Source organism: Paracoccus sp. IB05 (assembly GCF_016405985.1).
Taxonomy (GTDB): domain Bacteria; phylum Pseudomonadota; class Alphaproteobacteria; order Rhodobacterales; family Rhodobacteraceae; genus Pseudogemmobacter.
The window spans coordinates 1-20,429 of record NZ_JAEFCF010000020.1 but is presented as its reverse complement, the minus strand read 5'-3'; the positions used below and the strand labels follow the sequence as shown (position 1 = coordinate 20,429).

General features: G+C 64.6%; 20 protein-coding genes. 14 read left to right on the top strand and 6 right to left on the bottom strand.

The genetic code is table 11. The features are described from left to right. Positions 1-324: 324 nt before the first annotated feature. On the top strand, positions 325-774 hold the full coding sequence (locus JC607_RS26065; protein WP_198837526.1) for a zf-TFIIB domain-containing protein: 450 nt from the start codon (positions 325-327) through the stop codon (positions 772-774). Between the two features lie 114 nt (positions 775-888). Here the strand turns inward: JC607_RS26065 and JC607_RS13885 are convergent, their stop codons facing one another. Continuing rightward, positions 889-2,487, bottom strand: coding sequence for a peptide chain release factor 3 (locus JC607_RS13885; protein WP_198837525.1), 1,599 nt, complete (start codon positions 2,485-2,487; stop codon positions 889-891). A gap of 153 nt (positions 2,488-2,640) precedes the next feature. On the opposite strand from JC607_RS13885, the gene JC607_RS13880 reads away from it, so the two are divergent. Next, positions 2,641-3,573, top strand: coding sequence for a hypothetical protein (locus tag JC607_RS13880; RefSeq protein ID WP_198837524.1), 933 nt, complete (start codon positions 2,641-2,643; stop codon positions 3,571-3,573). A gap of 12 nt (positions 3,574-3,585) precedes the next feature. On the opposite strand, the gene JC607_RS13875 is transcribed toward JC607_RS13880, so the two are convergent. Then, the gene (locus tag JC607_RS13875; RefSeq protein ID WP_198837523.1) at positions 3,586-4,737 is read right to left on the bottom strand and encodes a Hint domain-containing protein; all 1,152 of its coding nucleotides are present in this window, start codon (positions 4,735-4,737) and stop codon (positions 3,586-3,588) included. 413 nt (positions 4,738-5,150) lie between these two features. Here JC607_RS13875 and JC607_RS13870 point away from each other — a divergent pair, with 413 nt between their 5' ends. Then, a complete protein-coding gene (locus JC607_RS13870) occupies positions 5,151-5,930 on the top strand; it encodes an SDR family oxidoreductase (protein WP_198837522.1) in 780 nt (259 codons plus the stop codon). An 18-nt stretch (positions 5,931-5,948) separates the two neighbouring features. Here JC607_RS13870 and JC607_RS13865 read toward each other — a convergent pair whose 3' ends face one another. After that, the gene (locus JC607_RS13865) at positions 5,949-6,320 is read right to left on the bottom strand and encodes a YafY family protein (RefSeq protein ID WP_198837521.1); all 372 of its coding nucleotides are present in this window, start codon (positions 6,318-6,320) and stop codon (positions 5,949-5,951) included. 246 nt (positions 6,321-6,566) lie between these two features. Between JC607_RS13865 and JC607_RS13860 the strand changes: the two genes are divergently transcribed. From JC607_RS13860 to JC607_RS13840, 5 genes are all read left to right on the top strand, one after another. Next, complete coding sequence (locus tag JC607_RS13860; RefSeq protein WP_198837520.1) at positions 6,567-6,788, top strand: twin-arginine translocase TatA/TatE family subunit; 222 nt, start codon at positions 6,567-6,569, stop codon at positions 6,786-6,788. 176 nt (positions 6,789-6,964) lie between these two features. Then, positions 6,965-7,852 carry a Sec-independent protein translocase protein TatB gene (tatB, locus tag JC607_RS26060; protein ID WP_198837519.1) on the top strand — a complete coding sequence of 296 codons (888 nt, stop codon included), beginning with the start codon at positions 6,965-6,967 and terminating at the stop codon, positions 7,850-7,852. Further along, on the top strand, positions 7,849-8,757 hold the full coding sequence (tatC, locus tag JC607_RS13850) for a twin-arginine translocase subunit TatC (protein WP_198837518.1): 909 nt from the start codon (positions 7,849-7,851) through the stop codon (positions 8,755-8,757). The genes tatB and tatC overlap by 4 nt, the downstream gene beginning before the upstream one ends. Beyond that, positions 8,754-9,626, top strand: coding sequence for an ATP-binding protein (locus tag JC607_RS13845; RefSeq protein WP_198837517.1), 873 nt, complete (start codon positions 8,754-8,756; stop codon positions 9,624-9,626). The genes tatC and JC607_RS13845 overlap by 4 nt, the downstream gene beginning before the upstream one ends. 64 nt (positions 9,627-9,690) lie before the next feature. Then, entirely contained in the window at positions 9,691-10,974 is a 1,284-nt protein-coding gene (locus JC607_RS13840) for a hemolysin family protein (RefSeq protein WP_198837516.1), read from the top strand. 146 nt (positions 10,975-11,120) lie between these two features. Here JC607_RS13840 and JC607_RS13835 read toward each other — a convergent pair whose 3' ends face one another. The 3 genes from JC607_RS13835 to surE form a co-directional block, all read right to left on the bottom strand. Further along, positions 11,121-12,251, bottom strand: coding sequence for a peptidoglycan DD-metalloendopeptidase family protein (locus JC607_RS13835; protein ID WP_198837587.1), 1,131 nt, complete (start codon positions 12,249-12,251; stop codon positions 11,121-11,123). Between the two features lie 155 nt (positions 12,252-12,406). Continuing rightward, positions 12,407-13,087, bottom strand: a complete 681-nt coding sequence (locus JC607_RS13830) for a protein-L-isoaspartate(D-aspartate) O-methyltransferase (RefSeq protein ID WP_198837515.1) — start codon at positions 13,085-13,087, stop codon at positions 12,407-12,409. Next, entirely contained in the window at positions 13,084-13,869 is a 786-nt protein-coding gene (gene surE, locus JC607_RS13825) for a 5'/3'-nucleotidase SurE (protein WP_198837514.1), read from the bottom strand. Before surE ends, JC607_RS13830 begins: the two co-directional genes overlap by 4 nt. Before the next feature lie 245 nt (positions 13,870-14,114). Between surE and JC607_RS13820 the strand changes: the two genes are divergently transcribed. From JC607_RS13820 to JC607_RS13795, 6 genes are all read left to right on the top strand, one after another. Beyond that, positions 14,115-14,912, top strand: coding sequence for a S49 family peptidase (locus JC607_RS13820; protein ID WP_198837513.1), 798 nt, complete (start codon positions 14,115-14,117; stop codon positions 14,910-14,912). Between the two features lies 1 nt (position 14,913). Beyond that, positions 14,914-15,096, top strand: a complete 183-nt coding sequence (locus JC607_RS13815) for a hypothetical protein (RefSeq protein WP_198837512.1) — start codon at positions 14,914-14,916, stop codon at positions 15,094-15,096. After that, positions 15,093-15,878 carry an SDR family oxidoreductase gene (locus tag JC607_RS13810; RefSeq protein ID WP_198837511.1) on the top strand — a complete coding sequence of 262 codons (786 nt, stop codon included), beginning with the start codon at positions 15,093-15,095 and terminating at the stop codon, positions 15,876-15,878. Before JC607_RS13815 ends, JC607_RS13810 begins: the two co-directional genes overlap by 4 nt. Positions 15,879-16,204: 326 nt before the next feature. Beyond that, on the top strand, positions 16,205-18,058 hold the full coding sequence (gene uvrC, locus JC607_RS13805) for an excinuclease ABC subunit UvrC (RefSeq protein ID WP_198837510.1): 1,854 nt from the start codon (positions 16,205-16,207) through the stop codon (positions 18,056-18,058). Positions 18,059-18,148: 90 nt separating this feature from the next. Continuing rightward, positions 18,149-18,826: a hypothetical protein gene (locus JC607_RS13800; protein ID WP_198837509.1), complete on the top strand. Its 678-nt coding sequence runs from the start codon at positions 18,149-18,151 to the stop codon at positions 18,824-18,826. A 68-nt stretch (positions 18,827-18,894) separates the two neighbouring features. After that, complete coding sequence (locus tag JC607_RS13795) at positions 18,895-20,154, top strand: PAS domain-containing protein (RefSeq protein WP_198837508.1); 1,260 nt, start codon at positions 18,895-18,897, stop codon at positions 20,152-20,154. The last annotated feature ends 275 nt before the right edge of the window (positions 20,155-20,429 follow it).

Genomic DNA, 20,429 nt, shown 5'->3' with positions numbered 1-20,429 from the left:
AGTGGGGGCGGGACGCAGGATTTCAGGCGCCCCATCGGAACAGCCCGCCGGATTGCGGGTTCCGGCGCCAGATAGCGCGATTTTGTACAATGGTCAATCTGAGGCACCTTTTTGTGCCGGATTGTGACCTTCTGGTTGCGAGTGCGGCGTGTTTCCGGCGGATTGGTTCCGCTCTGGCAGCTGTGCAAAGGGGTGCCCGGGGCGGGCGCAGGCAGCGGATCTGCGCCTGTTTCGCCGGGCGGCTGCAGATTAAGGGCGCGCGGGGCTTGCGCGGGAGAGCGGCTATCCCGACATGCGCAAAGGAAAACCAGTTCGGAGACGAGAATGAAATGTCCGGTCGACAACGAGACGCTGCTAATGACAGAGCGCCAGGGGGTCGAGATCGACTACTGCCCGAAATGCCGGGGCATCTGGCTCGACAGGGGAGAGCTGGATAAGCTGATCGAGGTTGCTGCCAGCAAGGCGATGCCGGCTGTGGCCCAGGCCGAGCCGCAGCGCGCCAGCCCGCCACCTCCTCCGCCGGCGGTCAACGAAGCGGCCAGACCGCATCCTGCGCAGGACCGCTCTGTCTCTCCCGCCGCCCGCGCGTCAGAGCGGATGGGCTTTGACCAGAGCGGGCGCCATACGCCGGTGCCGGATCCGAGGGATCAGGACATGTCCGGCAACCGCAGCCGCAAACGCTATGATGACGATGACGAAGATTATGATGACCGTAACCGGGGGCGGCGCAAACGCGGAATGGGTAGTATCCTCGGCGACATATTTGATTTTTGACTGAAAAAAGGCCGGGAGAGGGGATCTCCCGGCCTTTTCCGGTCTGAGCCTGTGATGCAGCGCTGTCGCGCCCGGGTTGGTATTCCGGAGTTGGTATTCCGGGCACCCTCGCGATCAGGCCATCATTTCCTTCGTCGCCGTCAGACGCAGCGCCGGATAGTCGCGCACCACCCGGTCGATGTCCCATTGCAGCCGGGTCAGGAACACGAGGTCACCGTCATTATCGGTGGCGATGTGCTGCTTGTTCAGATTGACCATCTTTTCGATCTCGTCCTTGTCGCCCGAAATCCAGCGCGCCGAGGCGAATTGCGAGGGCTCGAACCGCACCGGGATCTGATATTCCAGCCCGATCCGCGAGGCGAGCACGTCGAATTGCAGCGCGCCGACCACACCCACGATAAAACCAGAGCCGATGGCGGGCTTGAAGACCTTGGCAGCACCTTCCTCGGCGAATTGCATCAGCGCCTTTTCCAGGTGCTTGGCCTTCATCGGGTCGGTCGCGCGGATATTTTGCAAGAGCTCGGGCGCGAAAGACGGGATGCCGGTGAAGCGCAGCGTCTCGCCCTCGGTCAGCGCGTCGCCGATCCTGAGCTGACCGTGATTCGGGATGCCGATAATGTCGCCGGCCCAGGCCTCATCCGCCAGTTCGCGGTCGGCGGCGAGGAACAGCACCGGATTGGTCACCGCCATCAGCTTTTTGGACCGCACATGCGTCAGCTTCATGCCGCGCTCAAAATGGCCCGAGGCGAGGCGGACAAAGGCCACGCGGTCGCGGTGCTTGGGGTCCATATTGGCCTGGACTTTGAAGACAAAGCCGGTGACCTTTGGTTCTTCGGCGGCCACGGCGCGTTCGGCCGCCTTTTGCGGCTGCGGCTCGGGGCCGAAATTGCCGATCCCTTCCATCAGCTCTTTGACGCCAAAGGAATTGATCGCCGAGCCGAACCAGATCGGCGTCATCGCGCCTTGCAAAAACGCCTCGCGGTCAAAGGCGGGCAGCAATTCCCGCGCCATGGCGATTTCCTCGCGCAGCTGCGCCAGCTGGTCTGCGGGGATATGATCGGCAAGGCGCGGGTCATCCAGCCCGTCGAGCTTGACCGATTCCGCGACCTTGTTGCGGTCGGCGCGGTCCATCAGCTCAAGGCGGTCATTCAGCAGGTCATAGGCGCCGAGGAAATCGCGCCCCGAGCCGATCGGCCAGGAGGCCGGCGCCACGTCGATCGCCAGATTCTCCTGGATCTCGTCGATGATCTCGAATGTGTCGCGCGCCTCGCGGTCCATCTTGTTGCAGAAGGTCAGGATCGGCAGATCGCGCAGCCGGCAGACCTCGAACAGTTTCCGCGTCTGGCTTTCCACGCCTTTCGCCCCGTCGATCACCATGATCGCGGCATCGACGGCGGTCAGCGTGCGATAGGTGTCTTCGGAAAAATCCGAGTGGCCGGGCGTGTCCACCAGATTGAACCGGAACTCGCGATATTCAAACGACATCGCCGAGGCCGAGACCGAGATGCCCCGGTCCTGTTCCATCTTGAGAAAGTCCGAGCGCGTGCGCCGCGCCTCGCCCTTGGCGCGCACCTGGCCCGCCATCTGGATCGCGCCGCCAAACAGGAGGAACTTTTCGGTCAGCGTGGTTTTGCCAGCGTCCGGATGCGCGATGATCGCGAAGGTCCGGCGGCGGGAAATCTCGGGCGGAAGGGTGGGGGCGTTGTCCAGCATGGCCGGGCTTTTAGCGCCTGTCGCTGTCGCCGTCTATCGCGCAGGCGGGCCGGGGGAAAGATCCGCCCCCGAAACCTGTCAGGCGTTGCGGGCTGGACAAAGCGGGGCCTGCATGTTTGCCTTTTGCGCAGGTGTGTTACGGGGATCTGGTCGATGCGTCTTCTGGCTGTTGTTTTCGCGCTGGTGTCCGCGCTTCCGGTGCAGGCGGCCTGGTTCACCGACAATGGCACGCGCGAAGCGATGTCGGACCTGCGCGCGAAGCCTGTCGCAGACCTCAGCCCGACCGAACGCGAGATCCTGACGGCGGCGAACCGCATCGGCTGGATTGATGTGCCGGATTGTGGCTGGGGATCGAACGCGGTGCTGGTCACGGTGGAGGGCCAGGATTACGCGGTGACCTCGCTGCATCTTCTGACCGGAAGGGGGCCGGGCCAGGTGCATTGCGACCCGGGCCTTGACGCGATTTTCCTGCCCAATGCCTCTTACATCTTTCCTGACGTTTCGGACCAAAGTGGCGACGAGGCCGTCCGCCGCATGGAATTCGAAAACAGGATTGTCGATCTGGAGCCGGATCCGGTGAACTTTACCCGCGCAGGCGCGGGGATGCCCTGGGTCGGGGACTGGGTCGCCTATCGGCTGACCGAGTCAGTCTCGGATGATATCATGCCCGATTTCGCCTGGGGAGCGGGGGGCTTACGCGGGTCGATGTCCTGGTCTGCGCGGCAGAACCCGGCCGGGCCGGTCTGGGTGATCGGCTATGACGGGCGGTTCGCGCAGGAAAACGGCTGGGAGTTTTCCTGGCAGGGCTGTGAACAGCGCAAGACGCGGCCCGATAACGGCATGATCTATTTCACCTGCGATGCCGCGCCCGGGGCAAGTTCTTCGCTGATTGCGGTGATGGAAGACGGGCGGCTGACCTTTCAGGGCATTGTGACCGGGGTCATGGATCCGACGATTGGCACGGATATTCCGATCCCGAACAGTGCGCTTTTGTGGAATATCGGCACGCAAAGCGCGGGGATACAGGCGAAACTCGACCCCCGATCCCTGCCAAAACCTGGCGGCTGGCGCGGCCTCTGGCGCTGATCCGCGCGCCGGTCAGCCCGGTTTGTTGTTTTGCCCGCTGCTCTGTCCCGTGCTTTGTCCGGTGACGCCGGGCGCTGTGTTCCGGTCGCCGCCTGCGCCACGATTGCGCCAATGTGTCGGGCCGCCGATGGATTCGAGGAATTGCCGCCCGGCCTCGGTGCCGAAATGCTGCAGATGCGCGAGGCCGGGGAATTGCGCGCGCACCTCGGAGGCGAATTGCGGTGGCAGCCGCGAGATGGTGGCGTCGTTCACCATCAGGCTTTCGACCGGGATACCCTCGGCATAGATGATCTCATGACGGTCGAAGATCAGGCTGAACCAGTCTGTCACCCCGGCTTCGCGGATGAAAACATGTTCTTCATCAACCAGATGGCGGGCCTGGACCAGCAGCTCGGACGTGGCCAGCCCCGGCAGTTTATGACGCTGGTAAAGGAACATCCGGTGATGCTGGCCGACGATCAGATCGCCGGAATTGCCCAGCGTTCCGGCCAGGATGACGACCGGCGCGAAGGCCCCGATGGCGCGCAGGCTTGCCCGCCCGATATGGCGCAATTCCTGCGGGCCATGATCGCGGGTCAGAAGCTTCATCCCCGGGCGCAGCGTCTCGATTGCGACCATCTGACCGCTGGCGAGCGAGATCCTGGTGCCGCGCGCGAAGGACAGGCTCATCATCGCCGTCAGTCGGGCATCGCGGGGCGAGATCTCGACCGCCAGCAGCGCATATTCCGCGCGATCCGAGACCGGAGACAGCGGCAGCACCCAAAGCGCGTCCGCCCCGTCCTCGCCGATCTGGATCAGCAAAAGTTCCACCCGGTCGCCATCATCGGCCATCAGGGTGTAGCGCGCGATCAGCCGCACGAGATCCCCCGCCTGACCGACCGCCGAGCCGGCAGCAACCCGCTGCGCGCCGCAGTCACCGGCGGCCTCAATCAGCAGGCGCGACGGGGCTGTGCCTTGCTCAAGCTGATAGATGTCGCCGCTTTCGACGTCATCGGGCCGGCCGAGCCCGTCGCCGCTGTTCACACCGGAAGAGACGAAAATATCCCCGGCCGCGAAAACCTGGCAGGCCTGGCCCGGAGCTGCGCCGCCCGCTGTTGCGGCAGATGCGGCGCGGTGGTCCTGGCTGGGGTTCTGGCTGGGGTCCTGGTCGGGGAAAGAGGTCATTTTGCCGGATCTGCCCTGAAACTATGCCCATGAAAACAAGGCCTGCCAATCTGAAATCAGGCCCCAAAAATCGCCCGTCCCGCCCCCTGGAGGTCGCCGGCCCGGGTTTGACCGCAAGGTGTTTCCGACTGGTTATTACGCTGATGTATAACAGTCCGCGTCGCGCGGGGTCAAACGCGGCTTGCGCCAGTCGCCCGGGAAGACGCGCATTTTCCTGGATTTTCCTGCGCGACCGCGATGGCGTTCACCCCGACGCGACTGTGCGTCTGGCCCCGGCCGCGCATAACCGCGTCACGCAGAGGCCGATCCTGTGCCGCAGCGCCCTTGCGCAAGGCGCTGTGGTCGAAGGGGGGCTTGCAACCCGGAAGGGGCATTGTCAGGCTGGCCGCCGTAAAAGCGCGAAAGGAAGCGACATGGATCTGGGCATCAGGGGCAAGACCGCGCTGGTCACGGCGGCGTCAAAGGGGCTTGGCCGGGGCTGTGCGGAGGCATTGGCGGCGGCGGGGGTCGATCTGGTGATCTGCGCGCGCGGCGAGGCGGCTTTGGTGAAAACCGCCTCGGAACTGGCTGAAACCTATGGGGTTTCGGTGACGCCGGTTGTTGCGGATATCACCGATGCGGCGGCACGGGCGCGGGTGCTGGACGCCACCGGCGCGGTGGATATTCTGGTGACCAATGCCGGCGGCCCGCCTCCGGGTGTCTGGAGCGACTGGGACCGCGACGATTTCATCCGCGCGCTTGATGCGAATATGCTGACGCCGATCGCGCTGATGCAGGCGCTGGTGCCGGGGATGATGGAGCGGGGCTGGGGCCGGGTGGTCAATATCACCTCGGCTTCGGTGCGGGCGCCGGTGGATGTGCTGGGGCTCTCGAACACCGCGCGCACCGGGTTGACCGGCTTTGTCGCCGGCACCGCGCGCCAGGTGGCGGGGAAGGGGGTTGCGATCAACAATCTCCTGCCCGGCATCCATGCCACCGACCGCGCCGTGGCGCTGGATCAGGGGGTCTCGGTCAAAACCGGGCTCAGCCCTGAAGATGCAAAGCGCCAGCGCGAAGCCTCGATCCCGGTCGGGCGCTATGGCACGGCAGCGGAGTTTGGTGCGACCTGCGCCTTCCTCTGTTCCGTCCATGCCGGGTTCATCATCGGGCAGAATATCCTCGCGGATGGCGGGGCGACCAATCTGACGATCTGATCACCTCCCCCGGCGGGGTCACTCATCCGCCGGGTCCATATCGTCCGGACCTATCCCGGCCTGGGGCAAGAGCGTCGAGATCTTGTAAAGCAGATTGCGCGCCGCCCGGGCGAGGCCGGGATCACTGGCCTCGACATGTCTGAGCCCGCAGGCGAGGGCTTCCAGCTCATCGGGCGTCAGCACGGTCGGCGGCAGCATCAGTGGCGAGCGCAGGATATAGCCCAGCCCGCGTTCGCCCGTCACCGGCAGGCCGGTCGCCGCCATCATTGCCATGTCGCGCCAGACTGTGCGGGTCGAGACACCAAGGCTGACCGCCAGCTCTTCCGCCGTATGCAGCTTGCCGTCGCGCAGGATCTGCACGAGGTCGTAAAGCCGGGCATCGCGTTTCATCTCATCGACCTCTCCGCCCTGGGGCGCCTGTGCCAGTGCCTCCAGTGGTGCCGCCCGGGCCGGGCATGCCCGTCAGGGCAACTGACAAAATACTGTCAGTTGACCGGAGGGCACAAGTGGAATGGCTCTTTTATCCGCCCGTCGATTGGCCCTACCCTGGGAACATATCGCGGTCACAGCGGCCGCGAAGACGTGAATCACGCCCTGGCTGTCAACCACCGGGGCCCCGTTTGGATGGAGGTTTCCATGCTTCAGAATATCGGCCTTCCCGGCCTCCTGCTTATCGCCGTTGTTGTTCTCGTGCTCTTTGGCAAGGGCAAAGTGTCCTCGCTGATGGGCGAGGTCGGCAAGGGTATCACCGCCTTCAAGAAAGGCGTGTCCGATGGCACTGCCGAGATCGAGAAAGAGCGCGCCGAGGTCGCCAAGGATGTGACCCCGGCCGAGACCGTGGCAAAAGACAAGGTCTGAGCCGCAAGGGTCATCGCCCCCTTTGCCCGCCGCTGAAAGGCCGGGCGGGCGGGGGCGGGTGAGCCTGTCGCAGGCTCCGCCGCCGGTCTTGTGACCGGCCGGAGGCCCTGGTGCCGGGCTGATCCGGCAGACAACACGCAGTTTGCGCAAGACGTGCAGTTCAAGGAGAGGCGCGGATGGAAATCGGCTGGTCCGAGCTTCTGGTCATTGGTGTGGTGGCGCTTGTCGTCATCGGACCGAAAGACCTGCCCGAGATGTTCCGCACTTTGGGGCGGTTCACGGCGAAACTCAGATCCATGGCGCGGGAGTTCTCGCGCGCAATGGAAGATGCCGCGAAAGAAAGCGGTGTCCAGGATGTCGCCAATGACCTGCGCAAGGTGACAAGCCCCAAAAGCATGGGGCTTGATGCGGTGAAATCCGCGGCGGATAAGTTCGAGAAATGGGATCCGCTCAAGACCGCGCGGGGCAGCACGGCTGCCACGACGGCGGCGGCGGGCGGCGCTGTGGCACCTGCTGCGGCGGTCGGGCTTGGATCCGCCGTTGCGGCCGATCCCGCAGGGGCTGAGACCGCAGCGATCCCCGATCCCAATGCGCCTGTCTCTCCCGCTGTCTCAGCCGGCCCGAACACCACCGATCTTGCACTGAAACGCGCCGAACGTGAGGCCATCGCCCGCGAAGCGGCAGAGCGGCTGCGCAACATGCCGCCTCCGCCGCAAAGCACGGCGAGTGCTTTCGAGGATGCGCCAGAGACGGTCCCGGCGACGATGATCGCGCCGCCGGTGACCAGCACACCGCTGGGCGCGGCGCCCGCCGCGAAACCCGCCGCAAAGCGCAAGGTCGCGGCGGCGAAGGCCGAAGCTGCCGGGGATCCCGGCACCAGAGCCAGCACGAGGACCGCCGCAAAGACGAAGGCGGCACCTGCCCCGAAGTCTGAAAAGCCGGCGGCAAAACCCAGGACGGCAGCGGCAAAGGCCGAGACCGGCACAACCGCCGCGAAGCCCCGCAAGCCTGCCGCAAAACCGGCTGTAAAAACTGGCCTCGATAAGGCGGAGGATCAGGCATGACCCAGGAGATCGAAGACAGCTCCGCCCCGCTGATCGAACATCTGATCGAGCTCCGGAACCGCATTCTCTGGTCGGTCGGGGCCTTCCTCGTCGCGATGCTGGCCTGTTTCGTGGTGGCGGAACCGATCCTTGGCTTCCTGCTCAAGCCGATCGAAAATGCGATGCGCGCGCTCGGAAACCCCAATCCGGTGATGCAATATACTGCGCCGCAAGAGTATTTCTTTACCCTGATCCATGTCTCGGTGATCGCGGGTCTGGTCGTCAGCTTCCCGGTGATCGGCTATCAGATGTGGCGTTTCGTGGCGCCGGGGCTTTATAAAAGCGAGAAGCGCGCTTTCCTGCCCTTCCTGCTGGCCTCGCCGGCACTGTTCCTGCTGGGGGCCGCCTTCGCGCAATTCGTCGTCACCCCGATTGCGATGCAGTTCTTCCTGGGCTTTGCCTCCGTCACCTCGATGTTCAACGCGGTCTTCGGCCAGGTCGCGGGGGCGCTGCATGACAGCTCACAGGTGGTGCTCCCTGGCGCGGCACCGGCGGTGCCGGCTGCGACCGGCAGCGGGATCGGCATCGTCTTCCAGGGTAAGGTCAATGAGACGCTTGATATTTCGCTCAAGCTGATCTTTGCCTTCGGTCTGTGTTTCCAGCTGCCGGTGCTTTTGACCCTGATGGGGCGCGCCGGGCTGGTGACGGCAAAGGGCCTGGCCGGCGTGCGTCGCTATGCCATCGTGATCATCCTGATCGTGGCCGCAGTCGTCACCCCGCCCGATATCATGTCGCAACTGATCCTGTTCGCCGCCGTCTATCCGCTCTATGAAGTTTCCATTTTCCTCGTGCGCCGTTTCGAGAAGAAACAGGAAGCCGAGGCACGTGCGAATGGCGAATGGGAAGAGGACGCGGACGAAGCATGACGGATACTCTGAGCGGGGGCGATCTTGCCCCCCAACTCACCCGGATCGCAGCGGCGCTGGAGCGAATGGCTCCGGCGCCTTTGCCCGATCCTGATTTCACCAAAGCCGAGGCCTTTGTCTGGGCCACGGGGCCGGAACGGCTTGACCCGGTTCCGCATGTCTCGCGCGTCGATATCTCGCTGCTGGTGGGCGTCGACCGTTCGCGCGACACGCTTCTGGAAAACACCCGCCATTTCGCGCGCGGCCTGCCCGCGAATAACGCGCTTTTATGGGGCGCGCGCGGCATGGGGAAATCGAGCCTCGTCAAAGCCGCCCATGCGCAGATCCTCGCAGAAGGGCTGAGCCTCAAGATCGTGGAACTCGCGCGGGAAGACCTGCCGACGGTCGCGCGGCTCCTGTCGCATCTGCGCGCGGCGCCGGAGCAGCGGTTCCTTCTGTTCTGCGACGATCTCTCGTTCAGCCATGACGACCAGCATTACAAATCGCTGAAAGCGGTGCTGGATGGCGGGATCTCGGGCCGGCCGGAAAATGTGCTGTTCTACGCCACCTCGAACCGCCGTCACCTGATGCCGCGCGATATGATCGAGAATGAGCGCTCCTCGGCGATCAATCCCGGCGAGGCGGTCGAGGAAAAGGTCTCACTCTCGGACCGGTTCGGGCTCTGGCTCGGCTTCCATCCCTGCAGCCAGGACGAATATCTGACGATGATCCGGGGCTATTGTGATGCGCATGGCGTCACTGTCAGCCCCGAACGGCTGCGGGCCGAAGCGATTGAATGGCAGGCGACGCGCGGCTCGCGCTCGGGCCGGGTGGCCTGGCAGTTCTTCTGCGATCTGGCAGCGCGCGAAGGCGTGACGCTGGCGGTGTGACAACAGACTGAATGTGGCGCGGGCCGGCCACTTTGCGCCCGTTGCGCAAAGAAAGGGCGGCCCGATGCTGACGGAAATCCTGGTCCTTCTGGCGCTGATCGCGTTGAATGGCGTCTTTTCGATGTCAGAGCTGGCGGTGGTGTCGTCGCGGCCGGCGCGGCTGAAAAGCATGGCCGCCACGTCGCGCGGCGCGGCCCAGGCGCTGCGGCTGTCGGAAAATCCGGGGCGGTTCCTCTCGACGGTGCAGATCGGGATCACCGGCGTCGGGGTGCTTTCGGGCGCGCTGGCGGGGGATACGCTGGGCGGGCGCCTTGCCGCCTGGCTGGCCGCCGGGGGGATGAGCGATGCCTGGGCCTCGCGGATCGGGGTCGGGGGTGCAGTGATCGCGATCACCTATGTCTCGCTGATCATCGGCGAACTGGTCCCAAAACAGATCGCCTTGCGCAATCCCGAGGCGGTGGCGGCAAAGGTCGCGCCGATGATGGCGCTTTTGTCGGTCGTGGCGGCGCCGGTCGTGTGGTTTCTGGAAAATTCCGGCCGGCTGATCCTGCGGCTTCTGGGGCAGCGCGGCGAGAGCGGCAACAGGGTCACCGAAGAAGAGGTCAATGTGCTTTTGACCGAGGCGCAGCAGGGCGGCGTTCTCGAGGAGGAGGAGCGCAATATGATCTCGGGCGTGATGCGGCTGTCGGACCGCACGGCACGCGCGCTGATGACGCCGCGCCAGGAGGTGACGACGCTGCCGGTGGATCTGGAGCCCGATGAGGTGGCAGCGCGGGTCAGCGGGATCAGCCAGAGCCGTATCCCGGTCGCCGATGCGGCGGGGGATGTGCTGGGGGTGATCCGGCTCGCGGATCTCTATGGGGTATTGGCGCGGGGCGACCTGCCGGATCTGCGCAGACTTTTGCGCAATGTGCCGGTGATCTCGGACCGGATGGAGGCGCTGGACGTGGTCGCGGTGCTGCAAAGATCGGGCGAGCATCTGGCGCTGGTCTATGATGAATATGGCAATTTCGAAGGGCTGATCACGCAAAGCGACCTCTTGCAGGCGATCACCGGCGCCGAGGCCGGGGCGGACCCGCGCGAGCCGCCGGTCTTCGAGCGCGCCGACGGCTCGCTCCTCGTGGCGGGCTGGATGCCGGCCGATGAATTTTGTGACCGTATGGGCCTGCCGCGCGACGCGGCCGGTGAATATGACACAGTGGCGGGTCTGGTCCTGCACCAGCTCGGCCATATGGCGGGCCTTGGCGAGCGTTTTGCCCTGCAGGCCCCGGATGGCGTGGTGCTGAGCTTCGAGGTGGTTGATCTCGATGGACTCAGAATTGACAAGGTGCTGGTTTCAAAGCTCTGACCGCGGTTCTTCTGGCAGGCTGCGGAAGCCTCCGGCGGGTATATTTGAGGGACAGAAAATGAGCCAGACCCGTCTCATTTTCTGTCTGAAAATATCCCGGGGGAGTCTGCGCCAGCAGACGGGGGCAGCGCCCCCATCCGCCAGTGTCACTGGAGATACGGCATCGGATCCAGGCTGTCGACGCCTTTGCGGACCTCGAAATGCAGGAAGGACGGGCTGCCAGAGCGCACCACACCGATCTGCTGGCCACGGCTCACAGAGTCGCCCTTTTTCACCTTCAGCTGGTCGACGCCGGCATAGACCGTCATCAGCCCGTTCGAATGCCGGATCACCACGATCTGCACCTGTTCGGTATCGCGGGTGATCGCGGCCACCGTGCCCCCATCTGCGGCCTTGACGGCAGAGCCCGCCGCCGCGCCGATATTGATGCCCTGGTTCGACTTTCGGTCATAGCCTTTGACGATGCTGCCCGAGGCCGGCATCGTCATGCGCGAGGCCGAAGCGCCGGTGCGGCTTGCCCCCATATCAGGAGAGGATGGGGTGCCTGCGGGTTTCGTGCCGGTCGGCGTCGTCTTCTCATCGGGCAGCGGTTTCGAGGCCGAGGGCGGCACCGGGGTCGCGCTGCCGGAGCCCGGGGCCGAGGGTTTCGGCTCGGGGTTCGGGGCGGCGCCGGTGGCGACCGGGATGATCAGCGTCTGACCCTCGCGGATCGCCATATCCGATCCCAGCCCATTCCATTCCGCCAGCGATTTCGCCGAGACATTATAGGCGCGCGCGATGATGAAGGCGGTCTCGCCGCGTTTCACCGTGTGGCGGGTCGGTTCCTTGCCGCCGCCGGGCGTGGTCGCGGCCACCGGTGTGGTGCTGGCCGGTGGCGGCAGGGCCGAGCTTTCCACCCGGTCAAGCGCCGCAGTCGCACCCGCGGTGATGTCGACCGGGGCAGTTGCGACCATTGGCTGCGGCGCGGCGGCGACCCGGCCGGGGAGCAGCAAAAGCTCGCCCTCGCGCAGCGGATCGTTGATCTGCAGCGAGTTTGTGCGCGCCACATCATTCGCACTCAGCCCGAGCCGCGACGACATGGTCGAGACTGTCTCGCCGCGCCGCGCCTGGGCCATCTGATAGCCAGGGTAGGACAGCACGCCATTGCCATCGGGGACCGGGCGCGAAGCCGTTGCCTGGCGCGCCTCTTCCGAGGTGCCGCCGGGGCCGCCGCGCAGATCCCAGTCGAAATTATTGTTGTTCACGCAGCCGGTCAGCGCCATCGTGGCACAGGACATGAGAACCAGCCCCAGCCGCGTCCGTCCCTTGCCTTCGCCTGGCAAAACGCTGCGCCTTACGGGATCATGGGAAATCTGGGTCATCTGCTCCGCCTTTTGCCTTTTAGCCTCATTCTTCCGGGATTTGCCCCCGGTTCTGCCTGTTTCAGGTGATTCTACTCATTCCCGAGCCCTTCGACCAGAGGGACAAACCGCACCGGGCGAAGTTCCTCGTAGTCAAAGCCATTCGGCAGCCGTTTCACCCGGATCAGCTGCTGTACCGTATCGGATTGCCCGACCGGCAGCACCATGATGCCACCGGGTTTCAGCTGCGCGAGCAGCGGTCCCGGCGGGTCTTCGGCGGCGGCGGTCACGAGGATGCGGTCGAACGGCGCCTGATCGGGCAGACCGAAAGACCCGTCCCGCGCCAGCGCTGTCACATTGGTCAGGCCCATGGATGCGAAAATCTCCTGCGCCTCGCGCGAGAGGCGCCGCCAGCGGTCGACCGTATAGACCCTGCGCGCCAGCGAGGACAGGATCGCCGCCTGATAGCCCGAGCCGGTGCCGATCTCGAGCACGGTATCGCGCGGCCCGACCTGGAGGGCCTGGGTCATCAGTCCCACAATCGAGGGCTGCGAGATCGTCTGGCCGCAGGAGATTGGCAGCGGCATGTCATCATAGGCGCGCGCGGCAAAGACGCCTTTCACAAAGCGGCCGCGATCCACCTTTTCCATGGCCGAGAGCACGCGGCTGTCGGTCACCCCATGCGAGCGCAAGGCAAAGAGAAAACGCATTTTTCGTTCGGCATGGCTGCCGGAGGCCTCATCTTCCGTATCCTCCGGCTGCCATGCGCTCATCCGAGGCGCGCCGCCAGATCGGCGAGCAGGTCATGGGCGGTCAGATCGGCGCGCAAAGGCGTGACCGAGATATGACCGGCAAGGTTCACCTCGGCATCGGTCCCGGGAAGGGTGGGGCTGTGTTGCGGCCCGCCTTTGATCCAGAGGAACCGGCGCCCATTGGGCGAGACCTGACCTTCGGCCGAGAAAGCCGTGTCGCGGCGGAAGCCCTGGGCGGCCACGCGCAGGGGTCTGGTCTGAGCCGCGGGCAGTGGCGGGAAATTCACATTGTAAAAGATGCGGTAATCATCTTCGGTCCAGATGCCATTTTCCAGCAGGCGGCGGATTATCCCGGCGCCATGGACCCGCGCGCTTTCGAACTGATCGGGAAGACCGTCGGTCTCGGGCCCCATATATTGCGACAGGGCGATGGCGGGGATGCCTTGCAGCGCGCCCTCCATCGCGGCGCCGATGGTGCCGGAATAGAGCACATTCTCGGCCGAGTTATTGCCGCGGTTCACGCCCGACAGCACCAGATCGGGCTTGGCGCCCTGGAGCACATCATAGATCGCCGCCAGCACGCAATCGGCGGGGCTGCCTTCAGCCGCATAGCGGCGATGGCCGAGTTTCGCGATGGCCATGGGCTTGTTGTAGCTGATGCAATGGCCGACGCCGGATTGCTCGAAAGCGGGGGCGACGGTCCAGACTTCTCCGCCCGGTCCGGCGATCTCGGTGGCGATCTCGTACAGCACGTCAAGCCCCTGGGCGTTGATGCCGTCATCATTGGTGATCAGAATGCGCATGATATCCTCTGGCTGGACTTCTGATTAGCCGCATCGGGGCTTTGCTACAAGCTATGTGGCCCCGAAAGACCCGTCTGCCGCCCTGAATGATGTGTATATGCCCGGTGCCAATACCGCAGATTGCGGCCAGGCGGAGCCCTGTCGCGTTAAGCCTGCCGCGCTAAGCCTGCCGCGTCTGATGTGCAAAGCTGCGTGACGGCGGTGGGGGACTTGCCGCGAAGGGGCAGAGGCCTTAGCTCTGGGCCATGCGCAAATTCATCCCCTTTCTGAAAAAACCGCCGCTGGTTCCGGTGATCCGTCTCGAGGGACAGATCGGTCAGGGAGGGCGGGCGCTCAATGATGCCGGCCTCGCCCAGGCGATCGAACGCGCCTTTTCGCGCGGCAGGCCGGCGGCTGTGGCACTGGCGATCAATTCGCCTGGCGGCTCGCCGGTGCAATCAAGCCTGATCGCGGCGCGGATCCGCCGCCTGGCCGATGAGAAGAAAATCCCCGTCCATGCCTTTGTCGAGGATGTGGCGGCCTCGGGCGGCTATTGGCTGGCGACCGCCGCCGATGATATCTGGGTCGATGCAAGCTCGATCATCGGCTCGATCGGGGTGATCATGGCGGGCTTTGGCCTGACCGATCTGATTGCCCGCCACGGGATCGAGCGCCGCGTCCATACCGCCGGCACGTCGAAAAGCTTCGCCGACCCGTTCCGGCCCCAGAGCGAGGAGGATGTCGCCCGCATCCGCGCGCTGCTGACGCCGCTGCACGAGAATTTCATCGCCCATGTAAAGGCCCGGCGCGGGGCGAGGCTGGATGCCGGGGCCGATCTCTTCAACGCCGATATCTGGCTGGGCCAGCAGGCGGTGGATCTGGGCCTTGTCGATGGCGTCGCGCATCTGAAACCGAAGCTGCGCGAGATCTACGGCGACAAGGTCCGCCTGCTGCCGGTGACCACCCGCAAACGCGGGCTGCTCAGCCGTTTCGGCCTCAACCTTGGCGAGGCGGCGCTGGCTGCCGCAGAGGAGCGCGCGATGTTTGCACGTTACGGGCTCTGACATGGTGTGGAAAATCATCCTCGTTTTTCTCTGCGCCATGGCTCTGGTCGGGATGATCGGCAAGATCCTGTTCCCCGATGCGCGGATGCTGCGCGGGCGTCCGGCAAAGGCCGGAAAATGCGGGCAGTGTGGCCGGCCATTGCTGGGGCGCTCGCCCTGTGACTGCCGCAAGGGGAAAAAGTGAAGACGGCGCTGGTCACCGGGGCCGGGCGCCGGCTTGGCCGCGCGATGGCGCTCTATCTGGCCGGTCGCGGCTGGGATGTGGCGGTGCATTACCAGAAGTCCGGGGTGGCGGCGGCAGAGGTGGTGGCAGAGATCACCGCGCTTGGCCGGCGCGCGGTGGCCTTAAAGGCCGATCTGCTGGATGAGGCCGCCTGTGAGGCGCTGATCCCGCAGGCGGCGGCAGAGCTTGGGCCGCTGACGCTTCTGGTGAACAATGCCTCGATATTCGGGCCGGACACGATCCGCACAGCGACACGCGAAAGCTGGGATCGTCATATCGGATCAAACCTGCGCGCACCCTATCTGCTGATCCAGGGCTTTGCCCGCCAATGCCTGCCTGCGCTGACCGATGCGGCAGGCGAGCGGCTGGCGCGGGGGATGGTGGTCAATATGATCGACCAGCGGGTGCTGGCACCGGGGCCGGATTTCTCGACCTATACGATTGCCAAAATGGGCCTCTGGGCGCTGACGCAAACGGCGGCGCAGGAGCTTGCGCCCGATATCCGCGTCAATGCCATCGGGCCGGGGCCGACTTTGATCGCGGAGAGCCAGTCCGAGGCCGATTATGGCGCGGAACGCCGCGGCACGATTTTGCAGCGCGGCGTCGGTCTGGGCGACATCACTTCCGCGCTTGGCTACCTGACCGAGAGCCCCGCCGTGACCGGCCAGATGATCGCGGTTGATGCCGGCCAGCACCTCGGCGCCCGGGGCCCGGGCGCGTTCCGGCCGGGGCAGGGGCGTTAACTTGTCCACTTTCGCCCCTTCCTTCACAAGCCTGTTACGAAAAGGCCTGATTTCTCAACGCCTTGTCGTGAGTGAGAAAATATTCTCCTGTTTTTCAATGCCTTATGAAAGTGCCCAAAAATTAGGCAAATCGGTGAGGCCAGCCGAAAACAAGGAAAATTCCGGCTTCCGGAAAGTTTCTCCGCAAACTTATCCACAGAAACGGTGGACTTCTTCCCTCTTGCTCCTGGCTCTGGTTCATTGCAGCGGGGAGGCAGAATCGTGACCTTCTGCATTTGTCTTTTGCCGGCAACGGATATGTCAGCGGATGCGCCACGGGGCAGGGCATGAGCACAGCGACACGCAGCGGATATGAGGTGATCCAGGACTATCTGCGGCTGCTGGACGGCAGTCCGGGGGTGTACCGGATGCTCAATGCCGCCTCCGAGGTGCTTTATGTCGGCAAGGCGCGCAATCTGAAGGCGCGGGTGTCGAATTATGCGCGCCCGACCGGCAATTCGAACCGCATCCAGCGCATGATCGCGGAAACCCATTCGATGATGTTCCTCACGACCCGGACCGAGGTCGAGGCGCTGCTTTTGGAACAGAATCTGATCAAGCAGCTGAAGCCGCGCTACAATGTGCTGATGCGGGACGACAAGTCCTTCCCCTATATCCTGATCGGCGGCGCGCATGATTTCCCGCAGCTGAAAAAGCATCGCGGCGCGCGGAAGGAAAAGGGCAGCTATTTCGGGCCGTTTGCGAGCGCCGGGGCGGTGAACCGGACGCTGAACCAGTTGCAGAAGGTGTTCCTGCTGCGCAATTGCACCGACAGCGTGTTCGCCAGCCGGACGCGGCCCTGCCTGCAATATCAGATCAAACGCTGCGCCGCGCCCTGCGTGGGGAAGGTGTCCGAGGCGGAATATGATGCGCTGGTCCAGGATGCCGGGCGGTTCCTGTCGGGGAAATCTTCGACCATCCAGGCCGAGCTGGCGGGGCAGATGCAAAAGGCCTCGGACGTGCTGGAATTCGAACGTGCGGCGGCTTTGCGCGACCGGATCCAGGCGCTGACAGCAGTGCAGACTTCGCAGGGGATCAATCCGCGCACGGTTTCCGAGGCGGATATCGTGGCGCTGCATCTCGATCATGGCCAGGCCTGTGTGCAGGTGTTTTTCATCCGCGCGAATCAGTCCTGGGGCAATCAGGATTTCTACCCGAAAACCGGCTCGGGCGCGGAGGAGGCCGAGATCATCGAGGCCTTCCTGACGCAGTTTTACGACAATAAGGAACCGCCGCGCCTCGTGTTGCTGTCGCATGCGCCGGAAGACCCCGATCTGGTCAGCGCGGCGCTGAGCGAGCGGGCCGGTCATAAGGTCGAGCTTGCGGTGCCGCAGCGGGGCGAGAAGGCCGAGCTGGTTGAGAATGCCGCGAGGAATGCCCGTGAAAGCCTTGCGCGGCGAATGTCGGAATCGGCGACGCAACGGCGGTTGCTTGACGGGCTGGCCGAGGCCTTCGGGCTGGAAGGCCCGCCGGACCGTATTGAGATTTATGACAATGCCCATATCCAGGGCGCGCATCCGATCGGCGGCATGGTGGTGGCTGGTCCGGAGGGCTTCCTGAAATCGCAATATCGCAAGTTCAATATCAAGGGCGCGGCCGGCGCGGCCGGCGATGATTTCGGCATGATGCGCGAGGTGATGACGCGGCGGTTTGAACGGCTGGTGCGTGAAGATCCGGACCGGCAGTCCGATGCCTGGCCGGATCTCTTGCTGATCGACGGCGGCGCCGGGCAGATCTCGGCGGTGGAAGAGATCCTCGCCGATCTGGGGATCGAGGAGATGCAGGTGATCGGGGTCGCGAAGGGCATTGACCGCGATCACGGCAAGGAAGAATTCCACCGCAAGGGTCAGCGCCCCTTCGCGCTGCAACGCAACGATCCGGTGCTCTATTTCATCCAGCGTCTGCGCGATGAGGCGCATCGCTGGGCCAATGGCGCGCATCGGGCAAAACGCGCGAAAGTGGTCAGCGCAACGCCGCTTGATGAGATCCCGGGCGTGGGGGCGGCGCGCAAACGCGCCTTGCTGGCGCATTTCGGTTCGGCCAGGGCGGTCAGTCGGGCGGCCCTGCCGGATCTGATGGCGGTGGAGGGGATCTCCGAGGCGATGGCCGAGACGGTCTATAATTTCTTCCATCGCGAGTAGGGGCCTGTCGCCGGGGGCTTCGCGCCCCCGGACCCCCGCGGGATATTTATGGACAGAAAATGAGCGGAGCTTCAGGCAGTGGGGGGCAATATGCGGTTTGTGGATTTCACCTCATGGCAGACATTGCTGGCGACGGTGGCCAGTTTGCTTCTGGTGACGCTGATCGGTGTGGGGATCCGCATTGTCATGATGCTGACGCTTCAGCAGCGTCAGCAGCGGATGAACCGTCAGATCAATGAGCGGCTGAAAGTGCTGATCGCGGCTTACAAGGTGCTGGGCGGATCATTCACGGGCACGCTGACCGTCGATCCGACCCATTTGCGGGACCTGCGGGCCCGGCTGGAAGCCGAGGGCGCCGGGGCAGAGGTGATCACCTCTTCGGCCAGCCGGCTGGAGCGCACGCGGGTGGTGCGCGATGCGGTCGAGGCGGCGCTGTCGGACATCATCCTGCTCGGGACAGAGGAGCAGGTGCGGCTTGCGGCCGCGGCGGCGGCCGATATGGCGGCGGGGCGGCCGGTGCCGACGGCGGCGCTGGTCATCTCGCTGCGCGCCTATATCCGCGCGGCGCTGGATCTGGAGCCGGTGCCGGGGGATGTGGTGATCCCGTCCCAGGGGCCGACACGGGGCGGCGCTGCGGCGGGGAAATCCGGGGGGCGTGGCGGGGATAGCGGCGGCTCTGGCGGCGGTGGCGGCGGTATGGGCGGCGGCGGCATGGGGGGCGGCGGCATGAGCCTCGGGCCGGGCCGGCGCGAGGGCGACAGCAGCTGAGGCGGCTGGAAAGGAGTCCTTAAACCTCTGGCGGCACTATGGGGTGATTCTGATCGACAGGTGCCGATGTGACCCGCCCGACCGAGCTGACCGATAATTGTGAGGCTGAATTCGCCTTTTCCGAACTGATCTATTCGCGCACCTGTCCGCGCGGGCTGATCCGGTCGGGGAATTCCGTGTTCCGACGTATGGCAGGGATCCCCTGGCCCGATCTGATCGGGGCACCGCACCGGGTTATCCGCCACCCCGATATGCCGAAAGGGTTCTTCTACCTGTTCTGGCAGATGCTGAAAGCGGGCGAGCCTGCGGTCGGCTATGTTAAAAACCGCAAGGCGGATGGCGGCTATTACTGGGTCCTCGCGGCGGCAATGCCCTGCGAAGGGGGGTTCTTTTCGGTGAGGTTGCGCCCCTCCAGCCCGATTTTTGAAAAGATCCGGTCGGAATATGCCGGTTTGCGCGAACGCGAACAAAGCGAGGGGCTGACACCCGAGGCTTCGTCACAGATCCTGCTGGCTCGGCTCGCGGAGCTTGGGTTCCCCAGCTATGATGCCTTTGCGGCCCAGGCACTGGCGACGGAAATCCGCTCGCGGGATATGCAGCTGAAACGGCCGGTGGATCGCAGCACCGAGGCGCTGGCCTCGCTCCTGACCCTGCTTGTCGAGACACTGTCGGAACAGGCGCGGCTGGTGTCGCAGTTTTCCGATCTGGTGCTGCTGCCGGTGAATATGCGGCTGGTTGCGGCCAGGCTGGAACCCCAGGGCGGGCCGATCAGCCAGATTTCCGTGAATTACAAGAATTCCTCGGAAGAGATCTCGCGCCGCCTTTCGGAATTCGTATCGGGCAAGGGCAATCTTTGCGGCCAGATGGCCAGCGCCGTGCGCCGAAGCCTGATCCTTGCCGGCACCTCGCGGCTCCAGGGCGAGCTGGTCGAGATTTACAATAATGGCGAAAGGGTTGAACGCGAAAAAGACGGGGAAGAGCGCCGGGTCGAAGGCAAGGTGCTGGAAGGGGTGATCCGCGATTCCCGCGCCTCGGCGCAGGTTTCCCTTAAAGAGGCCGGCAAGCTGGCGGGGATCCTCAATGAGGCCAGTATGGACCTCAGGCGGATGATCCTTGGCCTTGATACGATCCGCATTCTGGCCCGCGTGGAAAGCCGCAAGACCCAGGACAGCCAGACCGCGCTGACCGCCACAATTGACCGCATTGACGAGGTGCAGGCGTCGGTCTCGGAAAGCCTGAAGGCCTTGATGGATCGCTCCGCCGCGATTGATCAGGCGCTGACCCTGCTGCGTGCGCCTGACCGCAGCAGGGCACTGGCTGCGAGCTGACTGAAATGGGTGGCGGATACCTTTCCGTTTCCCGGCAGCAGGAAAGGTCTTCTGAAAGCGGAGGCTTTTGTGCTGTCTCCGACGGTATTGCGATCACATGTCTGACAGCGGGCCGCGCCAGACGCCGCCTGCGCCGAAAAGGTGAGGCGGTGAGAGGGCGGGACCTCTGCAGCAGGTGACCTCTGGGCTTCACAGGCACCAAACCGGGACCGGTGCCGTCTGGACCTGTCCCGGTTCTGTTCCGGTCTTCTGAGAGCGATGCTCTCTTCAAAGGA

Coding starts and splice junctions, on each gene's coding strand:
- JC607_RS26065 (WP_198837526.1), top strand. CDS start 325: ATGAAATGTCCGGTCGACAACGAGACGCTGCTAATGACAGAGCGCCAG.
- JC607_RS13885 (WP_198837525.1), bottom strand. CDS start 2,487: ATGCTGGACAACGCCCCCACCCTTCCGCCCGAGATTTCCCGCCGCCGG.
- JC607_RS13880 (WP_198837524.1), top strand. CDS start 2,641: ATGCGTCTTCTGGCTGTTGTTTTCGCGCTGGTGTCCGCGCTTCCGGTG.
- JC607_RS13875 (WP_198837523.1), bottom strand. CDS start 4,737: ATGACCTCTTTCCCCGACCAGGACCCCAGCCAGAACCCCAGCCAGGAC.
- JC607_RS13870 (WP_198837522.1), top strand. CDS start 5,151: ATGGATCTGGGCATCAGGGGCAAGACCGCGCTGGTCACGGCGGCGTCA.
- JC607_RS13865 (WP_198837521.1), bottom strand. CDS start 6,320: ATGAAACGCGATGCCCGGCTTTACGACCTCGTGCAGATCCTGCGCGAC.
- JC607_RS13860 (WP_198837520.1), top strand. CDS start 6,567: ATGCTTCAGAATATCGGCCTTCCCGGCCTCCTGCTTATCGCCGTTGTT.
- tatB (WP_198837519.1), top strand. CDS start 6,965: ATGGAAATCGGCTGGTCCGAGCTTCTGGTCATTGGTGTGGTGGCGCTT.
- tatC (WP_198837518.1), top strand. CDS start 7,849: ATGACCCAGGAGATCGAAGACAGCTCCGCCCCGCTGATCGAACATCTG.
- JC607_RS13845 (WP_198837517.1), top strand. CDS start 8,754: ATGACGGATACTCTGAGCGGGGGCGATCTTGCCCCCCAACTCACCCGG.
- JC607_RS13840 (WP_198837516.1), top strand. CDS start 9,691: ATGCTGACGGAAATCCTGGTCCTTCTGGCGCTGATCGCGTTGAATGGC.
- JC607_RS13835 (WP_198837587.1), bottom strand. CDS start 12,251: ATGTCCTGTGCCACGATGGCGCTGACCGGCTGCGTGAACAACAATAAT.
- JC607_RS13830 (WP_198837515.1), bottom strand. CDS start 13,087: ATGAGCGCATGGCAGCCGGAGGATACGGAAGATGAGGCCTCCGGCAGC.
- surE (WP_198837514.1), bottom strand. CDS start 13,869: ATGCGCATTCTGATCACCAATGATGACGGCATCAACGCCCAGGGGCTT.
- JC607_RS13820 (WP_198837513.1), top strand. CDS start 14,115: ATGCGCAAATTCATCCCCTTTCTGAAAAAACCGCCGCTGGTTCCGGTG.
- JC607_RS13815 (WP_198837512.1), top strand. CDS start 14,914: ATGGTGTGGAAAATCATCCTCGTTTTTCTCTGCGCCATGGCTCTGGTC.
- uvrC (WP_198837510.1), top strand. CDS start 16,205: ATGAGCACAGCGACACGCAGCGGATATGAGGTGATCCAGGACTATCTG.
- JC607_RS13800 (WP_198837509.1), top strand. CDS start 18,149: ATGCGGTTTGTGGATTTCACCTCATGGCAGACATTGCTGGCGACGGTG.